At 60.0% G+C, this 21,600-nt stretch carries 19 protein-coding genes; 4 read left to right on the top strand and 15 right to left on the bottom strand.

Translation table 11 applies throughout. The features are described 5' to 3' along the window. Position 1: 1 nt before the first annotated feature. From IPI58_06905 to IPI58_06880, 6 genes are read right to left on the bottom strand one after another with little or no spacing between them, the layout of a single operon-like run. Entirely contained in the window at positions 2–1,048 is a 1,047-nt protein-coding gene (locus IPI58_06905) for a PilT/PilU family type 4a pilus ATPase (protein QQR68570.1), read from the bottom strand. Further along, positions 1,041–2,096 carry a hypothetical protein gene (locus tag IPI58_06900; GenBank protein QQR68569.1) on the bottom strand — a complete coding sequence of 352 codons (1,056 nt, stop codon included), beginning with the start codon at positions 2,094–2,096 and terminating at the stop codon, positions 1,041–1,043. The genes IPI58_06905 and IPI58_06900 overlap by 8 nt, the downstream gene beginning before the upstream one ends. Then, the gene (locus IPI58_06895) at positions 2,096–3,169 is read right to left on the bottom strand and encodes a type II secretion system F family protein (GenBank protein ID QQR68568.1); all 1,074 of its coding nucleotides are present in this window, start codon (positions 3,167–3,169) and stop codon (positions 2,096–2,098) included. The genes IPI58_06900 and IPI58_06895 overlap by 1 nt, the downstream gene beginning before the upstream one ends. After that, positions 3,166–4,296 carry a type II/IV secretion system protein gene (locus IPI58_06890; protein QQR68567.1) on the bottom strand — a complete coding sequence of 377 codons (1,131 nt, stop codon included), beginning with the start codon at positions 4,294–4,296 and terminating at the stop codon, positions 3,166–3,168. Before IPI58_06890 ends, IPI58_06895 begins: the two co-directional genes overlap by 4 nt. Positions 4,297–4,326: 30 nt before the next feature. Beyond that, positions 4,327–5,061: a type II secretion system protein gene (locus IPI58_06885; protein QQR68566.1), complete on the bottom strand. Its 735-nt coding sequence runs from the start codon at positions 5,059–5,061 to the stop codon at positions 4,327–4,329. Beyond that, entirely contained in the window at positions 5,058–5,813 is a 756-nt protein-coding gene (locus IPI58_06880; protein ID QQR68565.1) for a methyltransferase domain-containing protein, read from the bottom strand. Before IPI58_06880 ends, IPI58_06885 begins: the two co-directional genes overlap by 4 nt. A gap of 77 nt (positions 5,814–5,890) precedes the next feature. Here IPI58_06880 and IPI58_06875 point away from each other — a divergent pair, with 77 nt between their 5' ends. Then, positions 5,891–6,757: a diguanylate cyclase gene (locus tag IPI58_06875; GenBank protein ID QQR68564.1), complete on the top strand. Its 867-nt coding sequence runs from the start codon at positions 5,891–5,893 to the stop codon at positions 6,755–6,757. Between the two features lie 53 nt (positions 6,758–6,810). After that, positions 6,811–7,857 carry a lytic murein transglycosylase gene (locus IPI58_06870; GenBank protein QQR68563.1) on the top strand — a complete coding sequence of 349 codons (1,047 nt, stop codon included), beginning with the start codon at positions 6,811–6,813 and terminating at the stop codon, positions 7,855–7,857. On the opposite strand, the gene IPI58_06865 is transcribed toward IPI58_06870, so the two are convergent. Then, complete coding sequence (locus IPI58_06865; protein ID QQR68562.1) at positions 7,817–9,358, bottom strand: glycosyltransferase family protein; 1,542 nt, start codon at positions 9,356–9,358, stop codon at positions 7,817–7,819. The two genes, IPI58_06870 and IPI58_06865, sit on opposite strands and share 41 nt — an antisense overlap. 12 nt (positions 9,359–9,370) lie before the next feature. Further along, positions 9,371–10,882, bottom strand: a complete 1,512-nt coding sequence (locus tag IPI58_06860) for a hypothetical protein (protein ID QQR68561.1) — start codon at positions 10,880–10,882, stop codon at positions 9,371–9,373. Positions 10,883–11,066: 184 nt separating this feature from the next. On the opposite strand from IPI58_06860, the gene IPI58_06855 reads away from it, so the two are divergent. Next, the gene (locus tag IPI58_06855) at positions 11,067–11,624 is read left to right on the top strand and encodes a hypothetical protein (protein ID QQR68560.1); all 558 of its coding nucleotides are present in this window, start codon (positions 11,067–11,069) and stop codon (positions 11,622–11,624) included. Positions 11,625–11,663: 39 nt separating this feature from the next. After that, a complete protein-coding gene (locus IPI58_06850) occupies positions 11,664–14,372 on the top strand; it encodes a sensor histidine kinase KdpD (protein ID QQR68559.1) in 2,709 nt (902 codons plus the stop codon). 1,141 nt (positions 14,373–15,513) lie between these two features. Here IPI58_06850 and IPI58_06845 read toward each other — a convergent pair. The 7 genes from IPI58_06845 to IPI58_06815 form a co-directional block, all read right to left on the bottom strand. After that, the gene (locus IPI58_06845; GenBank protein ID QQR70070.1) at positions 15,514–16,056 is read right to left on the bottom strand and encodes an IS630 family transposase; all 543 of its coding nucleotides are present in this window, start codon (positions 16,054–16,056) and stop codon (positions 15,514–15,516) included. Then, positions 16,053–16,364 carry a transposase gene (locus IPI58_06840; protein QQR68558.1) on the bottom strand — a complete coding sequence of 104 codons (312 nt, stop codon included), beginning with the start codon at positions 16,362–16,364 and terminating at the stop codon, positions 16,053–16,055. Before IPI58_06840 ends, IPI58_06845 begins: the two co-directional genes overlap by 4 nt. A gap of 22 nt (positions 16,365–16,386) precedes the next feature. After that, entirely contained in the window at positions 16,387–16,647 is a 261-nt protein-coding gene (locus IPI58_06835) for a hypothetical protein (protein QQR68557.1), read from the bottom strand. A gap of 147 nt (positions 16,648–16,794) precedes the next feature. After that, positions 16,795–17,337 (bottom strand): hypothetical protein, encoded by a 543-nt coding sequence (locus IPI58_06830; GenBank protein QQR68556.1) that lies wholly within the window; start codon positions 17,335–17,337, stop codon positions 16,795–16,797. A gap of 308 nt (positions 17,338–17,645) precedes the next feature. Further along, positions 17,646–18,518 carry a hypothetical protein gene (locus IPI58_06825; GenBank protein ID QQR68555.1) on the bottom strand — a complete coding sequence of 291 codons (873 nt, stop codon included), beginning with the start codon at positions 18,516–18,518 and terminating at the stop codon, positions 17,646–17,648. Positions 18,519–18,916: 398 nt separating this feature from the next. Beyond that, entirely contained in the window at positions 18,917–20,311 is a 1,395-nt protein-coding gene (gene lpdA, locus IPI58_06820) for a dihydrolipoyl dehydrogenase (protein ID QQR70069.1), read from the bottom strand. Between the two features lie 10 nt (positions 20,312–20,321). Then, entirely contained in the window at positions 20,322–21,575 is a 1,254-nt protein-coding gene (locus IPI58_06815; protein ID QQR68554.1) for a pyruvate dehydrogenase complex dihydrolipoamide acetyltransferase, read from the bottom strand. Between the last annotated feature and the right edge of the window lie 25 nt (positions 21,576–21,600).

Raw genomic sequence — 21,600 nt, 5'->3', positions numbered from 1 at the left:
ACTAAGCTCCGTTCACCATCTGGGCGGTGGCCATGTCCAGCGTGCCGTTGGCCACCAGACGCGCGGCGGCCTCCGCAATGCTTTGCATTCCCACCGAGCGGCCCGTCTCGATGGCGGCTGGCAATTGCGCCACATGGGAATCCCGGATCATGCTGCGCACAGCGGGGGTAGCAAGCAACAATTCGTGCAAGGCCACGCGACCGCCGCCTTTGCGGCGCACCAGACGTTGCACCAAAATGGCCGATAGGCAGCCTGACAGGGACAAGGCGGCGCTGGAGCGCTCGGCCCCCTCGAAAGCATCCAAGATACGATCCACGGTGCGGGCGGCGCTGGGCGCATGCAACGTCCCCAGCACCAGATGCCCCGTTTCAGCCGCACGCAGTGCTTGGCTGAAAGTCGTGCGGTCGCGCATATCGCCAATCACGATGACATCGGGCGTCTCGCGCAAAGCCATACGCAGCGCCGAGGCGAAATCCGGCGTATGCAAACCCACTTCGCGCTGGCTGATCAGGCCGCGCCCCGGGCCATGCACGAATTCGATGGGATCCTCGATGGTCAGGATATGGCCCGCTTGCGTCTGATGAAGATGCTGAACCAAAGCCGCCAATGTCGTGCTTTTGCCGCTGCCTGTGGGACCTGCGATCAAGATTAAGCCCTGGCGACGTTGCGTCAAGGTCATCAGCTTTTCCGGAACCCCCAAAGACGACCATTCCGGCACATCCAGAGGGATCAACCGCAACGCGGCGCACGCTCCGTCCAATGTACGATAGGCGTTCACGCGCACACGCAACCTGTTGGCCCAAGTCAAGGCCGCGTCGCAGTCAGCGCCCGAGCCCCAAGCTTCGCGGTGCGGTCCTCCTTGAAGCAACACATCCATCAAGGCGTCCAACATCGGCGCATCGCAAGGCGGCTGTTCCAGGCGGACCATATCTCCATCCACGCGCACCAAAGGGGGCTGGCCGCATGCCAGATGCACATCGCTGGCCTTACGTGCCAAGGCCTCGCCAAGGATCACGTCCAAACATTGCCGCGCGGTTTCTTCATTCATGATCATCTTGTGCATCCTGATCCAAAGGCCAACGCCAATCCCGCCCATCGGGCCATTTAATAATGCCGCGGATACTAACCTGTTCCGGGGCGGGAACGCCAGGGACTTCTTTGACTTCGGGAAGCAAAGCAGGCCGATTCTGGTGATCTTTTTCAGACATGAGAACCGCAACCAAGATAATCCCCAAGATCACCCCCCATAAGGCCGCACGTCGCACCCACACCCCCCGCCAGCCAGCACTTTGTATCTTTGGACATAAATTCAAAAGAACGCCCTGGCTTAGCACCCAAGGAGTCAACAGAGAATCGGCAAAGACTTCGTCAGGAAACAAACGACATGGCAACCGCAATCGCTGAGCGGCCTGGGCAACGGGTGTCTGACCGGGCAGCAAAGCCAAAATGGTCGGGGCAGGACCACCGCCACGCGCCGATTCCTCAGCCAAGGCGTGCACTGGCTCAAGCAAGGCCGCGCCGGGGTCCTCGGGCACAGGCAGAATGCGACTCGCCAGGGCCGCTCCGGCACGGGCCAGCACCACGCGCATCCCGCCCCCCACGCTGGAGCGCGCCGCGACCAAAACATCCCCTGAATTTTTCGCAAGACGCGCCCCGATGCGCGCCCATTCGATCGGTGTCACGGCCAGCGCCGCTACGTTCACGCCATGTTGACGCAAGAGATTCAACCATGTCTGGGCCATGCCGCCCGCAGTCAGTCCCGTCAAAAGCCAGGATTGGCCATCGGCCCGCATCGGCCCGACGGGAAAAGCTCCCGTCAGAGCGGCATGAGGGAACATCAGTCGTAGGCGTCCTTGGATGGCGGCGGTTCTTTCGGCGCGGGGCAAAAGCGGAATGTCCTGACGGCATAGCAATACATCCGAGCCATCCGCCATCAAGGTGACGGGCATACGGGGCCACCGGCGCAATATATCCAGAATCGGCGTCGCGGGCGCATCCGCCGCCACGCGCAAAGGGGACAGACGGCATCCTGGAAAGGGCACCAAGCACGCCCCCGCATCCCCCACAACCAAGACAAAGCCGCGCCGCAGGGCCATCACATTCCCCCGCCCATCATGGCCATCTGGCCGTAAAGAGGCCCCCATACCGCCGCGACCACCCAGGCCAACAAGCCGCCAAGGACCAACACCATGCTCGGCTCGATCATCCCGATCAATTGTTGAGTGCGGTGCTGGGCGTCTTGTTCTTGCAAACGCGCGGCCTGGGTCAGCATCGGCGGCAAACGCCCCGATTGCTCGCCACTGCGCACCAAGGTGACCAAAAGGGCTGGCGCGCCACGGACTCGTGACAACGCCAGGGAAAGCGGCGCGCCATGGCGCACATCCTCGCCCGCTACGGCCAAACGCGCCGCCACGGCCCGATTGCCCGCCGTGGCCCGCGCCAGGTCCAGTGCCTGGGTCACCCCGAACCCGCTGCGCAACAACAGGGCCAAGGCTTGAGCGACCCGCGCCCATGCCATACGATGCAGCACGATCCCCAATCCAGGCACACGCAAGGCCCAGCCATCGCGTTCCATGGCCAGAGACGGCCACAGTCGAGGGGCCAATTTCCATCCCAGCGCCAGAAACATCGTCAGCGTCAATAATATGGGCAGAATCGTCTGGGCGGCTTGCGTTACCTGCAACAAAAGACGTGTGGCCCATGGCAAGGTACCGCCCAGCCCGACCAAAAAAGTCTCGACCTGAGGCACCACCACCAGCAGCAAGAAGCCGCAAGCGGCAAGAGTCAAAGTCCCGGCGATGATGGGATAGCGCAAGCTTTGCCGCAATTGCCGTTCCCGTTCGTGACGGGTTTGCGCCGCCTGCGCCAATTGGGAGAGCGATTCATCCATCGCGCCGCCCGCCTCGCCGGCGGCCAAGATGGCGGCATCCAGGGGATCGAAAAGCCGGGAATGACGCCGCGCCGCCTCGGACAAAGGACGCCCCGCCGCCACATCCGTCGCCAATAGACGCGCGGCACCCGCCAAGACCGGATCGCCATGATCGCCCAAGGCCAGAGCCTGCAAGGCCTCGGTCAAAGGCAGACCGGCGCGATAGGATTCGTCCATATGCCGATACAGCAGCAAGGCGCTGGCATGGGAAAGCCGCGTCCTTGGCACGGCGCGTTTCATGCGGCCGCCTCTTGCGGTGTCACATCCAAGACACGCGCCAGGCTGTCGGGATCCAGCTCTCCCGCCGTCAACCGCATTTGGGCGTCCTCGGCCAAATGCACAAAGCCCATTCGGGCCAAAGCCTGCCGCCACGCCGCGCGCGGCGCGCCCGCAAGGATCAAATCGCGCAAGGATTCGTCGATCTCCAGCACTTCGCCCACCGCCACGCGTTCTTGACCGCCGCGCTTGCGCACCAGGCGTTGACTGACCACGCCGCACAACGCCCCCGCCAATAGGCTGCGTTCCAATCCCAGTTCTAAAAGGCGCGGCATGACGCCCAGCGTGTCGCCCGCATGCAAGGTCGTCAGCACACGTTTGCCCGAAAGCGCCGCGCGCAAGGCCAGACGCGCGGTTTCGCCGTCGCGGATTTCACCGATCAAGATCACATCAGGGTCCTGACGCAACAAGGCACGCAATCCGACGGCAAAGCTTAACCCCGCCGCCTCGTTGATGGCCGTTTGACGCAGGCCGTCCAGGCGGTATTCGATGGGGTCTTCGAGAGTCAGCAGGCTTAAATTCTCGCCCGTCAATTCGTGCAACAAGGCGTAAAGCGAGGTCGTTTTGCCGCTGCCTGTGGGACCTGTGAACACCGTCAGTCCCCATGGCTGGGCCAAGACTCGGCGCAAGGCTCGCAAGACATGAGGGCTGAACCCCAGTTGATCCAGGGACAACAAGGCGCGGTCGCGCTCCAGCAAACGCGCCACAACCGCCTCTCCATGCAATGTCGGCATGGTGGACAGGCGGATATCAATGCTTCGATGATCGACGTTCAGACTCCATCCGCCGTCTTGAGGTCGTCTTTGGTCCGCGATATCGAGCCCCGCCAATAATTTCAAACGCTGCACCAAGCTGGGCCAGATATCGCGCGATACGCGTTTAAGCTCCGTCAATTCGCCCGAACAGCGTAAACGGATCGACACGTCATGCGCTCCCGGTTCGCCATGCAGATCCGACGCGCCCTCACGCACGGCCCGGCGCAACAATCCTTCGGCCAGCACAGGGACCGACCAACCCGATCCTGGATCCTCCAATCCCGGCGCGGTGATCCATTCCCAATCCTGTTCCGGCAATTTGGCTCCACCAGCCACCCTTGATCCCCCGAGATGACAGTTCTTTTGTCACCAAGCTGTATGACATGGTGGCGCACCCGCGTAACCGAGCAGAATGTCGCGCCCCCAGTAGCTTAATACATCATCGTAACGACTATTCCCTAAAGCGATATCCGCATCCACAAAATCACGATCGCCATCGGCGTTGCAGCGTTCGTCGCCGCCATTCGCGCATGGAGCAAGCTGCGCCGGAAATCCCAGGCGCGTGGCCGATTGCGCCGCAGTCTTTGGCCCCGCGATCCAAGCGCCATAGCCGTTGGCTCCATGGCTCAGCAACACCAATGCTGCCTCTTGCATGCCGCCATCTTTAACGCGCACCCGCGCCGTGGCGTCTTTGGGCGCGGGATCGCGGCAGATATCGCCCGTCAAGGCCGGATCGACGCGCATCGTCAGCCAAACTCCCCAACCATCTCGAGCCGCCGCCAAAGGCAGACCCAAAGCCTGAAAAGGTACGAGCCCCTCGGCACCCGCACATATCCCGCAGGCTTGGCCCGCAGGAGTGCCCAAAGCGCCGAAAGCCGCGCCGCTTGCGCCCGGCACAGCCGGACAAGGCAGACAATGATGCGTGGCGGCATAGGCCGCCACCGCCCGCGTCACAAGCTCCATCGTGGCGCGAGTCTGGGTCTGGCCTTGACCACGTCTCGCTTGAGTGACGAGCGGCAAGATGGCGGCCAGCATCGTTCCGGCGATCACCACGGCCAAAGCCATCTCGGCCAAAATAAAGCCTTTTTGCCCACGCCTCATGCCGCGCCATCCCGTCCGCTACAGGAATGAGGCAGAGTCGCGGGAACCAAAGGCAGTCTTTGACGTGCCGGTAAGCCAACGCGGCGGGCTGGCACCCAAGTCTGCTTGCTGGCTTCGATCAAGATCATGCCCGCCAAAGCCGGAATCACCCGTGCGCCCAACTCCTCCCAAAAAGACGAAGCGATCAGGGCAGGCGGCGCGTGCAAGGCATGGCATGTCTGACGTGGGATCAGCAGGGCGTCTTGCAAGGCGTGCATGGCTTGATGCAAAGAATAAGGACTGCCGTGGCCAAAAGGCAACTGCTCGGCCCGCGCCCACAACCCATGCCGATTGGTAACAACCAACAACAGGCTTCCTTGACCGCTCAGCACCCGCCAGCATTCTTGCAACATGGCCTGGGGTTGGGCCGCGCCTTCCAAAGCATGGATCGCCAGGATTCGATCGACGCTGGCATCGGCAAGGGGCAACTGATTTTCATCCACCAGACAGGCGGCATTGCCACGATTCCCCATAGATCCTTGCGGCCAGGCCGTGACGCCCTGTCCGGCAGGCATAAAGGCCAAGACCCGCTCGGCCGGACCGGCGCGCCATGAATCCAGATATGGCAGGGCATAGCCCAGCCCCATCATGCGCTGACCGGGAGCGGGCACGTCCGGCCACAGCCGCGCTATGGCGCGCGCCAATAACATCCGGCTGGCCCGGCCTGTTGGGCTGGCGTAGAACGCGCCCCATTCGATGACATCTGCATGCATGGCGTAGACATCATATCGTGTTTATACTGTCTGCGGCGAATCTGCCGTCCCTCTACCATATGACGATGGGAAACGCGATGACTGCACTGCCTCCCGAACAACTCTTATCCCGCCTGGATGCCGCCCTAGAAGACCATTTGGCATGGTTCGCCCATTGGCACCGCAAGGCCTTGAATCTGGAATCGGCGTCCACCGCGCCTGCCGCCGCGCGCATCGAATCGCCCAGCGTGTTCTTGCATTGGCTACGCCAATCGGCCAGCAGCATGGCTCTCGATTCCGCGCCGGTCGAAGATGTGGCGAAGCGTTACGAAGCCTTGCACAACAAAGCCACGGCGACCCAGGCCAGCGGCGAGATGGCTGGCCCCGCTTATGACGATTTGACTCAGGAATTCTCGGGATTGCTGCGCGCCTTGCGCCATCTGGAAAAGCAGCTGATCCAAGCCACGGCGGGGCTGGACCCCCTAACAGGGGTCAAATCGCGTTTTGGCTTCTTGCAGGATATTGAGCGCGAACAGAAACGCTTTGAACGCGGCGGACCGTCTTTTTGCCTGGCCGTGATCGAGATGAACGGTATGGACGAAGCTCAAAAGGCATTTGGCCAGGAAGCCGCCGACCGCATCCTGCTTCAAACCACGAATCTGATCCGCCAGCAAGTCCGTTCTTTCGACGACATGTACCGTCTGGACAGCTTAGAATTCGTGTTGGTGCTCAAGGGTGCGGCCATGACCGAAGCGGCCAAGGCGATGGAGCGTGTGCGTATCGCCGTACAGGCCCAACCGGTGCCGATGGCCACGGGCGAAGTGGCGCGCATTACCCTGGTCGGCGGCTTGGCCAGCGCCCAAACCGGCACCTCGATCGAGGCCATCTTGCAAGCCGCGCAACAGGCCCTGCAGGCCGCCAAGGAAGCCGGTGGTAATCAGATTCTCGCCCATATGTCGGAATAGACCGCGCCATGCGTTCAAGTTTGTGGATATGGGGCCTAATTCTGGCAGTGTGTATGGCCGCCTTGGTAACCCCCGCTTCGGCTCGAGAATCCAGCGCCACCGGCGGCCAGATTGAGGTAACGCCCTTTGATTCCTGGTTGTCGGGGCTGCGACAACAGGCATTGGCCGAAGGTCTGCCGCCGCTTTTGGTGACCACGGCCCTAAGCGGGGCGGCCCCCTTGCCGCGCGTGATCGAGTTGGATCAGGCCCAACCCGAAGGCCGTCTGCCCACATCCGTCTATATGCGCCGCATTTTGACTCCCGCCTTCAAAGAACAGGGTCAACAAAAGATGCTCGCGCATCAGGCCACCTTGCGCGCCGTCAGCCAGCGTTGGGGTGTCCCTGCCGGCGTGGTGGTGGCTTTGTGGGGAATCGAAACGCGCTATGGACGCCTCACCGGCGGTTTTCCCGTATTCGGCGCGTTGACGACCTTGGCTTATGAGGGGCGCCGCGCATCCTATTTCCGGCAAGAGCTGATGCAGGCCCTGCGTCTGGCGGCGCAAGAACGGCTGGACCCTTTGCAAATGACCGGCTCATGGGCAGGCGCGATGGGGCAGGTGCAGTTCATGCCCACCACCTTCATCCGTTTCGCCGTGGACGGCGATGGCGATGGCCACCGCGATATCTGGCGCAGCACGCCCGACGCCTTGGCCTCGGCCGCCAATTATCTGGTCGCAGAAGGCTGGCAACCGGGCCAAGGATGGGGCCGGCGCGTCAAACTTCCCGCGAAACTGCCCCATGGCGTGATTGGTCTGGAAAGCACAAAGACCCTGGCCGAATGGCAGCGTTTGGGTGTGCGGACCAGCACTGGCGGTGCCTTACCGCAAGCCGCAGGCCTACGCGCCAGCCTGATCCAACCCGACGGTCCCGGCACGAGTACTTGGTTGGTTTATCCGAATTTCCGTGTCTTGATGCGCTGGAACAGATCCACCTCCTTCGCCCTGACGGCGGGCGAGATGTCGGATTATCTAAGCGGGGCGGGGAATGGTGTGAAATCCACTGCCACAAAAAACAAGAAAACTAAACAGGCCCATTCGAAAGCCGCGCGACCAAAGCATTGATCGCCTCGTCCCAATCGCCCAAGGCTGGCTGACGTATCAAGGTCAAGCTGGCATACCAAGGCGTCGTGACGCCGCCAAGACCCCAGCGCCAATCGGGAATGAAAGGCAGCAGCACATAGGCACGAAGCCCCAAGGCCCCGGCCAAATGGGCGGTGGCCGTATCCACGGTGACCAGCCCGTCCAGGTTCTGCAACGCCGCGGCCGTATCGGCGAAATCGCCCAACTGTGTCCCTATCTCGGCCATCCCTTCGGGCAGGCCGCAAGAAGGCAGACGATCTTTTTGCAAGGACACCCATTGAATTCCCGGCATATCAAGAAGCGGCTTTAGGCGCTCAAAATCCAAGGATCGGTTGCGGTCGTTCAAATGGCCCGTGCTGCCCGCCCAGACAATCCCCAGGCGTTGTCGTCCTGGCATAGCCAAAGGCAAACGAGATTCCCAGTCGGCGCCACGCGCGGGATCGGGACAAAGATAGGACGGCATGGAAGGTAAGACATAGGGATTGATGCCGCACAGATAAGGCAAACTCATCAACGGCGCATGCGCGTCATGATCGGGGGTCGGCAGAGCGGGATCATCCACCGCCATATCCATCTGGCATCCTAGACCTGCCATCAGGGGCAACACAGCGGCTTGGACGCGCAGATGCACCTGCACCCCTTGCGCGACCAGCCCCGGCAGAAAGCGCGCGAATTGAATGCTGTCGCCAAAGCCCTGCTCGGCATAGACCAATAATCGCTTGGGCATGGGCTGCCCCACGCGCCAACGCCGCGCGGGATCAAGATGCCGGGCAAAGGGCGGTGCCGGACGGCGCTCGAACAAAGCCATGCCCTCGTTCCATCCGCCTTGCAGCAGATGCGCCAGCCCCTTATTCACCGCCGCTACATGATAATCGGGCGCAAACTCCAGCGCCTTGGCATAGTGGCAAACAGCCCGGTCCAACACGCCTTGGCCGCGCAGCAGATTGCCCAGATTGTTGTGAGTCTCCGCCGAAGCGGGATGCAGATTCAGCGCCCTGCGATAAGCGGCCTCGGCCTCTTGATAATCTCCGGCCACGACCAAGGCGACGCCGTAATTCATATGCAGATGCGCATTGTTTGGCGCCAAGGCCAAAGCCTGACGATGCGACGCCAAAGCATCCGTCAACTGGCCTTGCGCGCGCAATATCTGCGCCAGCAGATCATGGGCATCGGCATGGCTGGGAGATAATTCAAGCGCGTGGCGACAACTGCGCATGGCCTCGTCCGCACATCCCAAGCCGCGCAAGGCGACGGCGCGGTGATAATGCGCCGGCCCATGACCGGGCAAGCCCAACAAGGCCGCATCAATGGCGACCAAAGCCTCGTTATGCCGCCCACGCTGCAGCAGCAACACGCCCAGAAGATGCAAGGCATGGGCATGCAGCGGCTCGGTCTGCAGAATCTCGCGATACAGCCTCTCCGCCGCGTCCAACTGCCCCGACTGATGCAAAGCTAAAGCGCGGTCGAATGGTTTCGCGCTCACATCCGCATCCGATCAGGCTTGCAACACGCCATAGGTCACAAGGAATGGCAGATCGTCGTTGCAGAAACGCTCCACCAAACGCCAAGACGCCGTCAATCGAGCCTCATTGTCACCCGCATCCAGCGCAGCCAAAGACGGGTCCGTACCCAGGCCATGCTTTTCGATCAATTGCGACAAACGCGCCCCGGCCTCGCTGATGCCGCCTTGATCCACGGCCTTCAGGATGGTCGCGGTGATGCCGGGCAACAGAATGGGACGGCCGCGCACGATCGAGGCCACCGGAAACGGCATGCCGCCGCCGCTGATCGAGCGCAAACGGATATTGTACGGACCTTCCAATTTGGGCCATGAGGGATCCGTGGGTAGAACGCCCGAGAAAGGCGCACGCATCGGCTCGACCACGCCCACGGCAATCAGAATTTGTAGGACGCTCAGGATATTCTTAACCTCCTCCTCATCCGATATGCCCTTGTGTTGCAGGTAATCGCCGATGGTCATGGGGGCGGCGGCCAGCTCGGCGATCATCTGGCGGAACATGTCGGAAGACAGGTCGATGCGACCGCCGGGAAAGACCAGGCTTTCGGGAATATCCTCGACCGGTCGCACAACGCCAAAGGCGAATCCGCCGAAACGCGGCACGGGATTGGCCGTCATCTGGGGCTGGCGCGACCACAAATCGCAGCGCAACGGCGTTCCCATGGCCATGTCCTTGACGATTTCACAAGCCGGATGCGTGGCCAGACGCGCCAAAACATGATGCATAGCCGCCGGAGCGGTCAGCTCCAGATAATTGGCGGCAACATCCGCATTGCCCAAAAAGACCAGGTCCACGCCGCGCAAGCCTTCGGCGATCTCGGCGGTCGAGGACTCGGCCTTGGGCGAGGCGGCATAACGCGCCAGAAAAGCATCCGCGTTCTTGTCGGCCAAAGCTTTGTTCAATGCGACGCGCGCGGTGTTCGTCATTCTTGTTCCGCCCAGAACATCGATATCCGCCAACAGCTCCAGCCGAGCTTGCGGCGTGGTGGCGTCCACGGCCAAACGCCCGGCCACCGCCTCCAAAGGCGCATCGGCCGATGTGTCGGGATCAAAGGGCGTATAGCGCAGCGCCAACAAGCCCCCAGGGGCCAGCAAAAACGTGATCGACGCGAAGACTTCGGCCAGTACCGAGACATCCATCTCGTTCTGGCTGAGGTCCAGCACGGCATAATCCAACAAAGGTAGTTCCAGCTTGCCCGTACGCAAACGCTCGGCCACATCGTCCAAGGGACAATCCAGGCCGCGTAAATTGGCCAGGTTCTCCTGTGCCAAGGCCGCGCCCGCCCCGGGGCCAACGCTCCATAGGACACCCTCGGGATTGCTGGCCGCCAATAGCCCCATGGCGCGCGCGTGAGCCGCGCCAAAAACCGCGTAATGAAAGGATTCACCTGGCAAACGCGGCCTTGCGCCACGCAGCGCGGCGGCGTAGCTTAACGTTACGGGATCAGGAAGATATCCCATATCCATGGTGTCGGCTGAAGTCAGCATGGCCTTATCTCCCCAAATGGTCGAATGATCCTTCACCTATGCGGCGGATAGCGTTAATAGCCGGTTAAGGTCCGTTCGAGATCCATGCGCGGCGACTGGCGCCATGGCAAAGAGGCTGGTAATCTAGGTCCCCTAATGTGGCAAATCCGGCCATGGGGCCTTTTGACATGAAGGAATCTGTGGTGTGAGCGAGACAAACGAAAGCGCGCGATTGCCGCGCATCCTGGCGATGCTGGATTCGGATGCACAAGGCGAGGCCGAAGCGGCCTTGCGCTTGGCGCGCCCCTTGCTTGGTCGGGCCGGACTGAATTTCGCGGACCTGGCCGCAGCCGCGGCGCGCGCGCAGCTAACCCCGCTTTATGGCGGCAGCACGGATCACGGCGTCATTTTTCTGGAATGCGAATCTTTGCGCCGAGAAGTGCGCGAGTTGCGCCGCCAATTGGCGGATATGCGCCGTGAACATCAGCAAGCCCAGGCCGAGGCCGACCGGTGGCGCGCCATCGCCCAGGACGCGGCGGAAAGCCTGTGGAGCATCGGCCAAAGTCTGCACCCCGAGGCGCGCGACGCCGCGCAAGAAAAACAATTAAATATTCGGCTGGATCGGATGCAAAGCATCCAAAATTCCTTGAATCAAACGGCCTCGACTAAGGCGGCGGAAGCGGTTGGCACCAAGGCCTATCGTCAACAGGCCGAGAGCCGCACGGCCCAAGGCCCCACGCGCCTACCCCTCACAGAAGCGTAAAGCGAAAGAGGCCGGGATGACGACGGACGCGCCGATCTGATGTCCCAGGGAGTAGACCCCGACGCCCTGCTGCAGGAAGTGACGCGCGCCCAGCGCGGCAAGCTGAAGATATTCATGGGATTCGCGCCGGGCGTGGGCAAGACCTATGCCATGCTACGCGCCGCCCAAGCCTTGCGTGGCGAGGGCGTCGATGTGGCGGTGGGAATCGTGGAAACCCATGGCCGTCCAGAAACCGAGACTTTGCTGCGTGGTCTGGAGATCTTGCCCCGGCGCGTCTTGTATCATCAGCGCGTGGCCGTGCGCGAGATGGATCTGGATGGATTGCTGGCGCGCCGCCCCCATGTCGCCCTGGTGGACGAATTGGCGCACAGCAACGCGCCCGGCAGCCGCCATCCCAAACGCTGGCAGGATATCGAAGAGCTGCGCGATGCCGGGATCGATGTCTGGACGACGCTGAACGTCCAGCATTTGGAAAGCCAAAGCGATGTGGTCTCGCGCATCACCGGCGCGCCGGTGCAAGAAACGATCCCCGACCACGTCGTGCAGCAGGCGGACGCCATCGAGCTGATCGACCTGCCGCCCGAGACTTTGCTCAAACGCCTGGCCGAGGGCAAGGTCTATGCGCCCGAACGCGCCCAGCGCGCCTTGGCCGGATTCTTCGCGCCGGGTAATTTGACCGCTTTGCGTGAATTGGCGCTGCGTGCCGCCGCCGACCGCGTGGACGATCAAATGCTGGATTGGCGACAAACCCACCAAGTGGACGGCATATGGCCCACGCGCGAACGCATGATGGTGGCGCTGGACGATACGCCCGATGCACAGAATCTGGTCCGCGCCGCCAAACGCTCGGCGGATCGTCAGCAAGCGCCCTGGTTGGCCGTGCATGTGGAACGCCCCGGCGGATCGCAAACCCAAGGCCGTCGCCATCTGGCCGCCGCCTTGCGTCTGGCCGAGCAATTGGGCGGACGCACCCTGATCTTGCCCGGCGAGAATATCGCGCAGACTCTGTTAGAGGCGGCCAGCGAGCATAATGTCAGCCGCATCATTCTGGGCCGTGGGCGGCGCATTGGCTGGCACATATCGCCAAGCCTGGCCGATCGTCTGGTGGCGCAAGGAGAGGGATTCGATGTGCTGGTGGCCGGCACGGCCACAAAGCGCGGTGATCGTCCGCGCGCCGACCTGACCAATCTGGGGGCGCGCGTCCTGGCCGCATGCCTGACGGTGGCGGGGGCGGCGGGGCTGGCTTGGCTGGCCGGACAGGCCGCACCTCGAACCGACGCCATCAACGCCATGCCGCCGGTTTTTCTGATGCTGGCCGTCATCGGCGGCGGCCTGCGCTGGGGGACGACCCCGGCCATCGTGGCGGCCCTGTTGGCTTATGCCTTGCTGGACGCGGCGTTTTTGCGCGGTGCCGATCAAAGCGGCCTCTTGCAAAGCGGCGAAGTCCTGCCTTTGTTGATCTTACTGCTCGGCGGCGCCTTGGCCGGACGTATGTCGCGGCATCTCCACGCTCAGGCAAGCCAGCGCCGTCGCCATTTGCGTCAGTCGGGATTGATAAGCGATTGCAGCCGTTCCATGGCTATGGCGGTGGATTCGCAGGCGGTGGCCTGGATGGCCGTGCATCACGCCCATGTGCTGTTGCAAACGCCCAGCGTGGCCCTGTTGCATCAGCATGGCATGTTGCAACGCACCGCCAGCATGCCCGCGATGGGCGCGCTGGACACCGCATCGACCGCCGCCGCGCAATGGTCATGGCAACATGGGCAACCGGCGGGACATGATTCCGACACCCTGCCCGGCGCGCCCTGGCTGTTTCTGCCGCTCAGTTCGGGCGAAGTGATCTTTGGTGTTCTGGGCGCGCGATTCGACGGCTTGGACACCACCGATGACATCGATCGCGCGCACCGTATGGAGCTCTTGGACACCATCGCGCAACAAACGGGCGGCGCGCTAGAGCGGCTGGCATTGAGCGAAGCGGCGGCCAGGGCGCATATCAAAGCCGAAAACGAACATCTGCACGCCGCCTGGCTGGCCTCGATCGGCCAGGACCTGATGCGCCCTTGTCTATTCTTGCGTGACATGGCCGGTCAATTGCGCGACATGTGGCCGACTCTGGCCGACGAGGCACGCCGCACCTTGCTGGACGGCGTATGTGCCCAGGCGCAACGCATCGCGCATTTCACGCAAAACTTCCAGGATATGGCGGCCCTGGTGGCGGGTCAGGTGACGCCCCAAGCCGGACGCCACGACCTAGCCACGCTGGTTACAAGCGCCCTGTCGAAGCAATCCGACATGACCCAAGGTCGCGCCATCCGTTTGGATATTCCGGCGCATCTGCCCGTTCTGGCGGTAGATGCGGATTTAACCGTCAAGGCACTAGAGCATATCATCGAGAATGCCTGCCTCTACGCCCCGCCTGACACGCCCATCATCTTGCGCGCATCCGAGGACGGCCCCGGTCATCTTCGCCTGGATATATTGGACGAAGGCCCCGGCATCCCCGAGAACGAACGCGAGCGTATCTTTGCCATGTTCACACGCCTGGCCCGACCCGAAGATGGACAACAAGGCACCGGATTGGGACTGGCCATCTGCCGCGCCCTTATCGAGTCCCAAGGCGGCACCATCGCCGCATTATCTGGCCCAGACTCGCACGGCACATGCATCCGCCTGTGTCTGCCCATCGCCGCCATGCCATCGCCGAACGTGATGACAGACCGGACGAACACAAAAGCGTGGCCTGCATGAAATCGGTAAGGGATCTTATTTCACGAGGCAAGGGCCGTCGCCACAAGTATTAGGTTTTGTGGGTAAGCTATTGTTCGCCGTGCTGCTGCCGTTTGAGCAAGTGCCGCCGGACTGTCTATAGGAGTTATATGCATGTGAGGAAGGGGTTCCTGCTGCTGGCATACACTTGCTTGTTGTGCAGTAACCGCTTCCTGTGCAGCAATACCCCCAATAGGATCCAGTTGTGATGTACGTCGTTCCAGTGCAATTTGCCCCAGAGAACCAAACATTAGCATTAGCTCCATTTATATTACATTCGAAACTGTCCAACTTCTTAACCACGCCAGTGGTCTCATTGGCATAAAGCGTATATATGCACGTATCGCTACTTATATCCGCTGCATTTAATGTCCCAAGATAATTGCCTACAACCGTTGTTCCGTCAGAAGAGTAGACCATCAGCTTTGAACTACTCGCCAACTGAATCCAGCCCGTTCCATTACAGCCCTCAAATTGGCCGCCGGTATAGCGGATATATCCGGCCTTCGTAGAATCGCATGTGGCGGATGTCGTACCCATCAGGACGGCATTCGACACCCAGACCCCACCGGTACAGGTGAGAAAGCCATCGCTGTTCGCGTTCGCGCCCTCTTGGGTACACGCCGCTCCCGGTGTGGCCCATGCTGCGGCAGACCGAGACTGACACCGACCAGCAGCGTCGCAAGAGCAATCATGGCATTCCTCATGAGCAGCCTCATTCCCTAAAAGCCTGTGCCGTGTTTAGTTACTGACAGGCACCCAGCTGCAGCATGTGGCATAGGCTATTGTGCAAGCTTCGGTCGTCGCTGGCGTTGCGCCCGGCACGGAGGTGAAAGCCATAGACGGCCATTCCAACATGCCAAACCCGTCTACATTCCACCCGCGCATATCCTGTGTGGGCCTTGACGTATGCAGATACCCTATTCTGTGATACGGGCATCCCCCACCCATATTGGGATGCGTGTGCCCGCCGCCATTCAGTAGAAATTCGTCGTTCGTGCACATCGCAGTTGAGACGAAGTTGATTGTCGAGGCTGCGGCTTGGCTGCTGGCAACTCTGCAACTCATTTTCATACATTTAAATTTCCCGCTCGCATCTCCCATCAGGAGCTGGTTGTTATAGTCAAGCCACATAATTTCCATAACATTTGACGATCTGATCGAGAGGTGTGAGAGGCAGAGCATATTGTCGGCGTTTTTTGATATTGGCGAAGTCACGCTCGATGGGATTGAAGTCTGGACTGTAGGGCGGCAGGAAAAGGATGTGATGGCCATATTGGGTGGCGATGGCGGCCAGGTCTTTCTTTTTGTGGAAGGCCGCATTGTCCCAGATGATGGTTGAGTTGGGGTTCAACTCTTTGCAGAGCATGTCGCGCGTCCAGTGATTGACAAGCTGGGCGTCGGCTGTTCCTTCAAACAGCATCGGCGCAAGAAAATCTTTGCCGCGATGCGCCGCGATCAAACTTGTACGCGGACGGCGATGGCCCGAGTGATCGCCATAAACCTTCTGTCCTTGCCTGGTCCAGCCATAACGACGACAGGTTTCGGGAGCGAAGCCGGATTCATCGACATAGACGATGTTCTGCGAGCCCCGCATGGCGATGATCTCGCGCAAGGTGCGAAGATAGGCAATCCGCTTTTCCGGATCGCGCTCCTTGTATTTCAGTGTCTTTTTTTATGCGTGATCTTCATGGCTTTTAGAGCCATCCACACCGAATTGCCGTACACGCCAAAATGCGCCGCCCGTTCGCGTATGAGCGCATCGGGAAAGTCCCTCACATGCGCGCGCAAGGCCTCTTTATCCAGTTTTCTTCGTCGCGGCACACCTTTCTGCCGGGGTGCAAGATCGGACCGCACCAGCCAGTCTCGAACACACCACAGGCTGATGTCGAAACGACGTGCCGCTTCACGCTGGCCGCCGCCGCCTCGTACATACGCCACGACCTTCTTCCGAAAATCAACGCTGTAGGTCATGTCTCAGACATACACCAATCCCTCATAAAATGTTATGGAAATTATCTGGTATGACTATAGCGCAAACAGGAATTTTCGGAGTCGTCATAGACTTCCATTCCTGGACGTTTTCTGGCGCGACGTTACCCGTTACGAGGCAAGCAATGATGCTTTGCTTATCATCGGCCATTTTCGTTGTGCCGATTTGCGCGGTGGTGCAAGCCTGTCCGGGCATTTCCGCATGAGCGGAGAGAGGTCCTGCGAACAGGGCCAGCATAAAACCGATGATCGCCTTTTTCAGCATGGCGTCCATTCCTTATCGCGAGAGGAAGTAGGTCAATTCATCATAGCTCTATCTTTCATGTCTTAACAATCTCTTAAAATGTGAAAGCGCGGCCCCCTTGAGAGCCGCGCCCCGGTGTTACCCCGTGTGATCAACGGTATTGCCAACTTACTTTACACAAAGCGCACAACGTATCCCGCTGAATATATGCCCACCACAGCCTTCTCCTAGCTTAAGTAATGTATTTCCTGTGCAGGATTTATGAAAATCAACGATTGGTTTTTCTCTTTCATTGACGCTTTGTTCTGTGGATATACACCTAGACTGTGACACGGATAAAACCCGTGTGTATCCTGGCCCGTTAGATCCCCCCATTGTATATCCCGATTTCACCATATATCCGGTATAAGCAACTTTATAGTCCGGATGGCATTTGTTCGTGCCTTCCGCAACGTAGGAATTCCCACCGCCGTTTTCCACGGTTGTTTGCCCCATGTTCTGCCAGATATTACCGGCGGCACCAGCATTCAGGCACGCAAGTATTGCCGTACTAGCGTCGTTCATCTTTGTCATGCCGACTGTAGGGCATGGACATCCAAACACGGGTGTTTCTGGATTTGAACATGTCGCTGCTTGGCTAACGTCAGGAAGTACGGATACTGTCCCCGCGAACAGGGCCAGCATAAAACCGATGATCGTCTTTTTCAGCATGGCGTCCATTCCTTATTGCGAGAGGAAGTAGGTCAATTGACCATAGCTCTATCTTTCACATCTTAACAATCTCTTAAAATGTGGCTCTTCGTGGATTCCAGCGGGGGAGATGGTCGCCGGGATATGGCTTTGATCTAAAACATTACCAAATGGCTATTTGACTTTATAGGGGGGGTTAAAGCCTGTTATATCATAGACATAGAAAAAGCAAAGTAGATACGCAAATGAGCAAGGGACCAGGTTTCAAGAGATAGAGGCGGCACCATGTAGATATCCACACGGCGCCGCACTCTTTCATGATCGTGTGATTAGCCCAGCTTGTTCTCGGGCACAGGCGGAGTTTCCGTTACAAGGGCAGGCCGCGATGCAACGGGCCAATCGGGCAAAACGCCGCGCGAAGGTGCGGGGTTCCTGTTGAAACGTGGCTGACCAGCAGGCAGTAAGTTGCTCTGAGCCCAGGACAAGAACGCGGCGTTTTCTTGGGACCAATTTTCCCACGCTTGCTGACGAACGCCATAGAGATCACCTTCATCTTCATGACCTTTAGAAGGCACCGCGACACCAAAAAACAGGCAAGTCCTGGCCACCACATCATTACTCTTGTCTTGCCAGCGCAAGCCATGAGTCTGCACCAACCACATGCGATAGACTTCGCCATCCGTTGGTTCCTGCGCCATTCCAGCGGCCGAGAGTCGTTTCAGATGGGTGGCCTCCTTTGGCGATGTCCCGCTTCGCAGCTCACGCACCTCATCGGCAAAAAGATTTGCGCTGGAAGTATTTGCATTGACCCATGTGATGCTGTCCCCCAGCTTCTCTCCGACATCTTTTTTACATCCAAACGGGACGACCACGGCTATTCTTTCCACTCCCAGCGCGATCATCAAAGGAACATCAAATTTTCCAAACTCGATGCCGTTAGTGCCTATGACAGGCATTGGGGCCGGCTTGATAGGACCGCATATGTTTTTTTTGATAACAGCTTCGACCAGGCAACTCGGCCATGAACCTATATCGTCCAGATCACCCTTCATTTCAAAATATCGCTTCATATTTTCTGGCTTCAAGGCCTCGGCATTCACCATGGCCAAGGCTCCAGGAATCGCTGGCGCCATAAAGGTGACCCCCTGAATAACCGGTAGCTCCACGCCGCCCATGATGCGTGGACTCAAAATATCTGCCATGATTTTCTCCTTTTGTTGTTTCGCGTGTCATCACGCTTGCGCTACGTCACTATGACCGAATGACTCGGTCATAGTGACGGATTAATTGCATAGGAAAAATGGCGAAACTTGGTTCGTCGGCACTGCTGGCATCGCACAGCCTTTTCTGGAATCCAGCACTTTCAGCAAGAGCAGGTGATGGACTCTCGTTTTCACGAGGGTGACTCACGCGAAAGGGGAAGGGAAGCGCATGACACGCCATGCCTTATTCATATGAAAACGAACCTCTCAACACGTCATGCTCGCGCAGGCAAGCATCCATCACTTGTCATTCCAGTTGATGCTGAGTTGCAGAATCTTCATCTCAATCGCTGCGTTTGACGCCGCTTCATAGGCCTTTGTGAACAGTGGCCACTTGATTAGAAATGAATCGCGCGACCCCAGGCCGATAGAACGGATTCGTGGATCGCTTCGCTGACCGTGGGATGCGGGAATACCGTGTGCATCAATTCGGCTTCGGTAGCTTCCAGCGTGCGGGCGATGGCCAGGCCTTGGACCATTTCGGTCACTTCCGGCCCGATCAAATGCGCCCCCAGAAATTCACCGGTCTTGGCATCGAAGATCGTCTTGACCAAGCCTTCGGATTCGCCCAGCGCGATGGCCTTGCCGTTGCCGATCAAGGGGAAGCGGCCCACTTTGATCTCGCGCCCTGTCGCCTTGGCCTTGGCCTCGGACAGACCGATGCTGGCGATTTGCGGATGGCTATAGGTGCAGCCTGGAATCGAGGACGAATCCAGCGGATGCACGTCCTTAACCCCGGCGATCTTTTCCACGCATATGATGCCTTCATGGCTGGCCTTATGCGCCAGCCATGGCGCGCCGGCCACGTCCCCAATGGCATAGACGCCCGGCTGGCCCGTCGCGCCGAATCCATCGGTGACGATATGCGTCTTTTCCACCTTCACCTTGGTGCCTTCCAGGCCCAGATTCTCGACATTGCCGACAATCCCCACCGCCAAGATCACCCGGTCATAGGTCGCCGTGCTTGTCTTTCCGCCCACTTCGATCGTGGCGGCGACCTCGTTCTTGCCTTTGTCCAGTTTGTGGATTTTGGCCGATGTGTGAATCGTCATGCCCTGCTTTTCGAACGCCTTGCGCGCCAGGGCCGAGATTTCCTCGTCCTCGGCGGGCAAGATGCGATCCACCGCCTCGGCCACCGTCACGGCGCACCCCAAAGCGCGATAGAAGCTGGCGAATTCGATGCCGATGGCTCCCGAGCCGATCACCAACAGGCGGCTGGGCAGAATATCGGGCGTCATGGCCTCGCGCGCGGTCCATAGCAGCTTGCCGTCCGGCTCCATCCCCGGCAAAGCCCGCGCCCTTGCGCCGGTGGCCAGGATGATATGCTTGGCGGCGATCTCTTGCGCGGATTTGCCCTCGATCTTCACATTGCCGGGGCCGGATAAACGCGCCGTTCCCTCGATCACCGTCACTTTGTTCTTTTTCAGCAGATGGCGAATGCCGCCGGATAATTGCTCGGCGATCTTGCGCGAACGGGCGACGATCTTGCCAAGGTCAAAGGACGGCTTGGTCACCGACAGGCCGAATTCTTCCAGATGCTGCAAACTGGTCCATATCTCGCTGGTGCGCAGCAAGGCCTTGGTCGGGATGCAGCCCCAGTTCAGGCACACGCCGCCCAGATGCTCGCGCTCGATCAGAGCCGTTTTCAGGCCCAATTGTGCCGCGCGAATAGCCGCGACATAGCCGCCAGGTCCGCCGCCAATGACCACCAGATCATAAGATTCGCTCAAGATATCCTCCCGTTCAGATCAGCAGGCGCAAGGGATCCTCGATCAACGCCTTGAACGCGCCGAGCAGCTCAGCCCCCACGGCCCCATCAACCACGCGATGATCGACCGATAATGTGCATTTCATGATCGTGGCCGCGCCGATGCTGCCATCCTCGTTCACCACCGGCTGGCGCACGCCCTGGCCCACGGCCAAGATGCAGGCCTGGGGCGGGTTGATGATGGCCGCGAATTCCTCGACCCCGAACATGCCCAGATTCGAGATGGAAAAGCCGCCGCCTTGATATTCATCGGGGCGCAGCTTACCCGCGCGCGCGCGAAGCCCCAGGTCTTTCATCTCGCGCGAGATTTGTACCAAGGATTTGGTTTGCGCCGCTTTGATGATGGGGGTGATGAGGCCGCCGGGCGTGGCCACCGCCACCGCGATATCGGCGTCCTTGTATTGCATCACGAATTCTTCGGTCCAAGAGGCGTTGGCGGCGGGGACCTGAACCAAGGCCAAGGCGACGGCGCGGATGATGGCGTCGTTCACCGATACCTTTTCGCCCGAGGCGGCCGTGATCTTGGGCCGCAATTCCAACAAAGCGTCCAAACGGCAGGACATGGTCAGATAGAAATGCGGCACCGTCTGCTTGGATTCGCATAAACGCCGTGCGATCACCTTGCGCATGCCGTTATTGGGAATGGCGATAAATCCGCCCTCCGGCGTTGGGGCGGAAGCCGCCGTCGCCCGAATGGCCGGGGCCGAATGGCCGCCCGAGGCCAAGGCGAGTTCGATATCGCTTTTTACGATTCGGCCATGCGGCCCTGTTCCGGCCACGCGCGACGGATCGATCCCTCCTTGTTCGGCCATACGCTTGGCCAGAGGGCTGATCATGATGCGCGAGTCCTCGGCCACAGCCTTGGGTGCGGGACCCGCGACACCCGCCATGGGGGGCAAGGGTTTGGCCAAATCGGGCGCAGGGCCGGCAAAGGACACATTGGCCGGGGCCTCTTCGGGCGACCAGCCGGCGGGTAGATCGGCCTCGCCTTCTTCCAGAATGACCGCGATGACGGTGTTGATGGGGACTTTGGGCGTGCCCGCCTCCACCAGAATCCGCCCCATGCGTCCGCCTTCGACCGCCTCGACCTCCATGGTCGTCTTGTCGGTCTCGATCTCGGCGATCAACTCGCCCGGCTTGACGGGATCGCCCTCTTTCTTATGCCAACGGGCCAGATCGGCCCCGGCCATCGTGGGCGACAATTTGGGCATCAAGACGGAGATGGGCATCGGATCAGCTCGTCATCAGAAAGAG

This window comes from Alphaproteobacteria bacterium (assembly GCA_016699305.1).
In the GTDB taxonomy this organism is placed as follows: domain Bacteria; phylum Pseudomonadota; class Alphaproteobacteria.
Note: the sequence above shows the minus strand (reverse complement) of the source record. Positions and strands in the feature narration are given on the sequence as shown.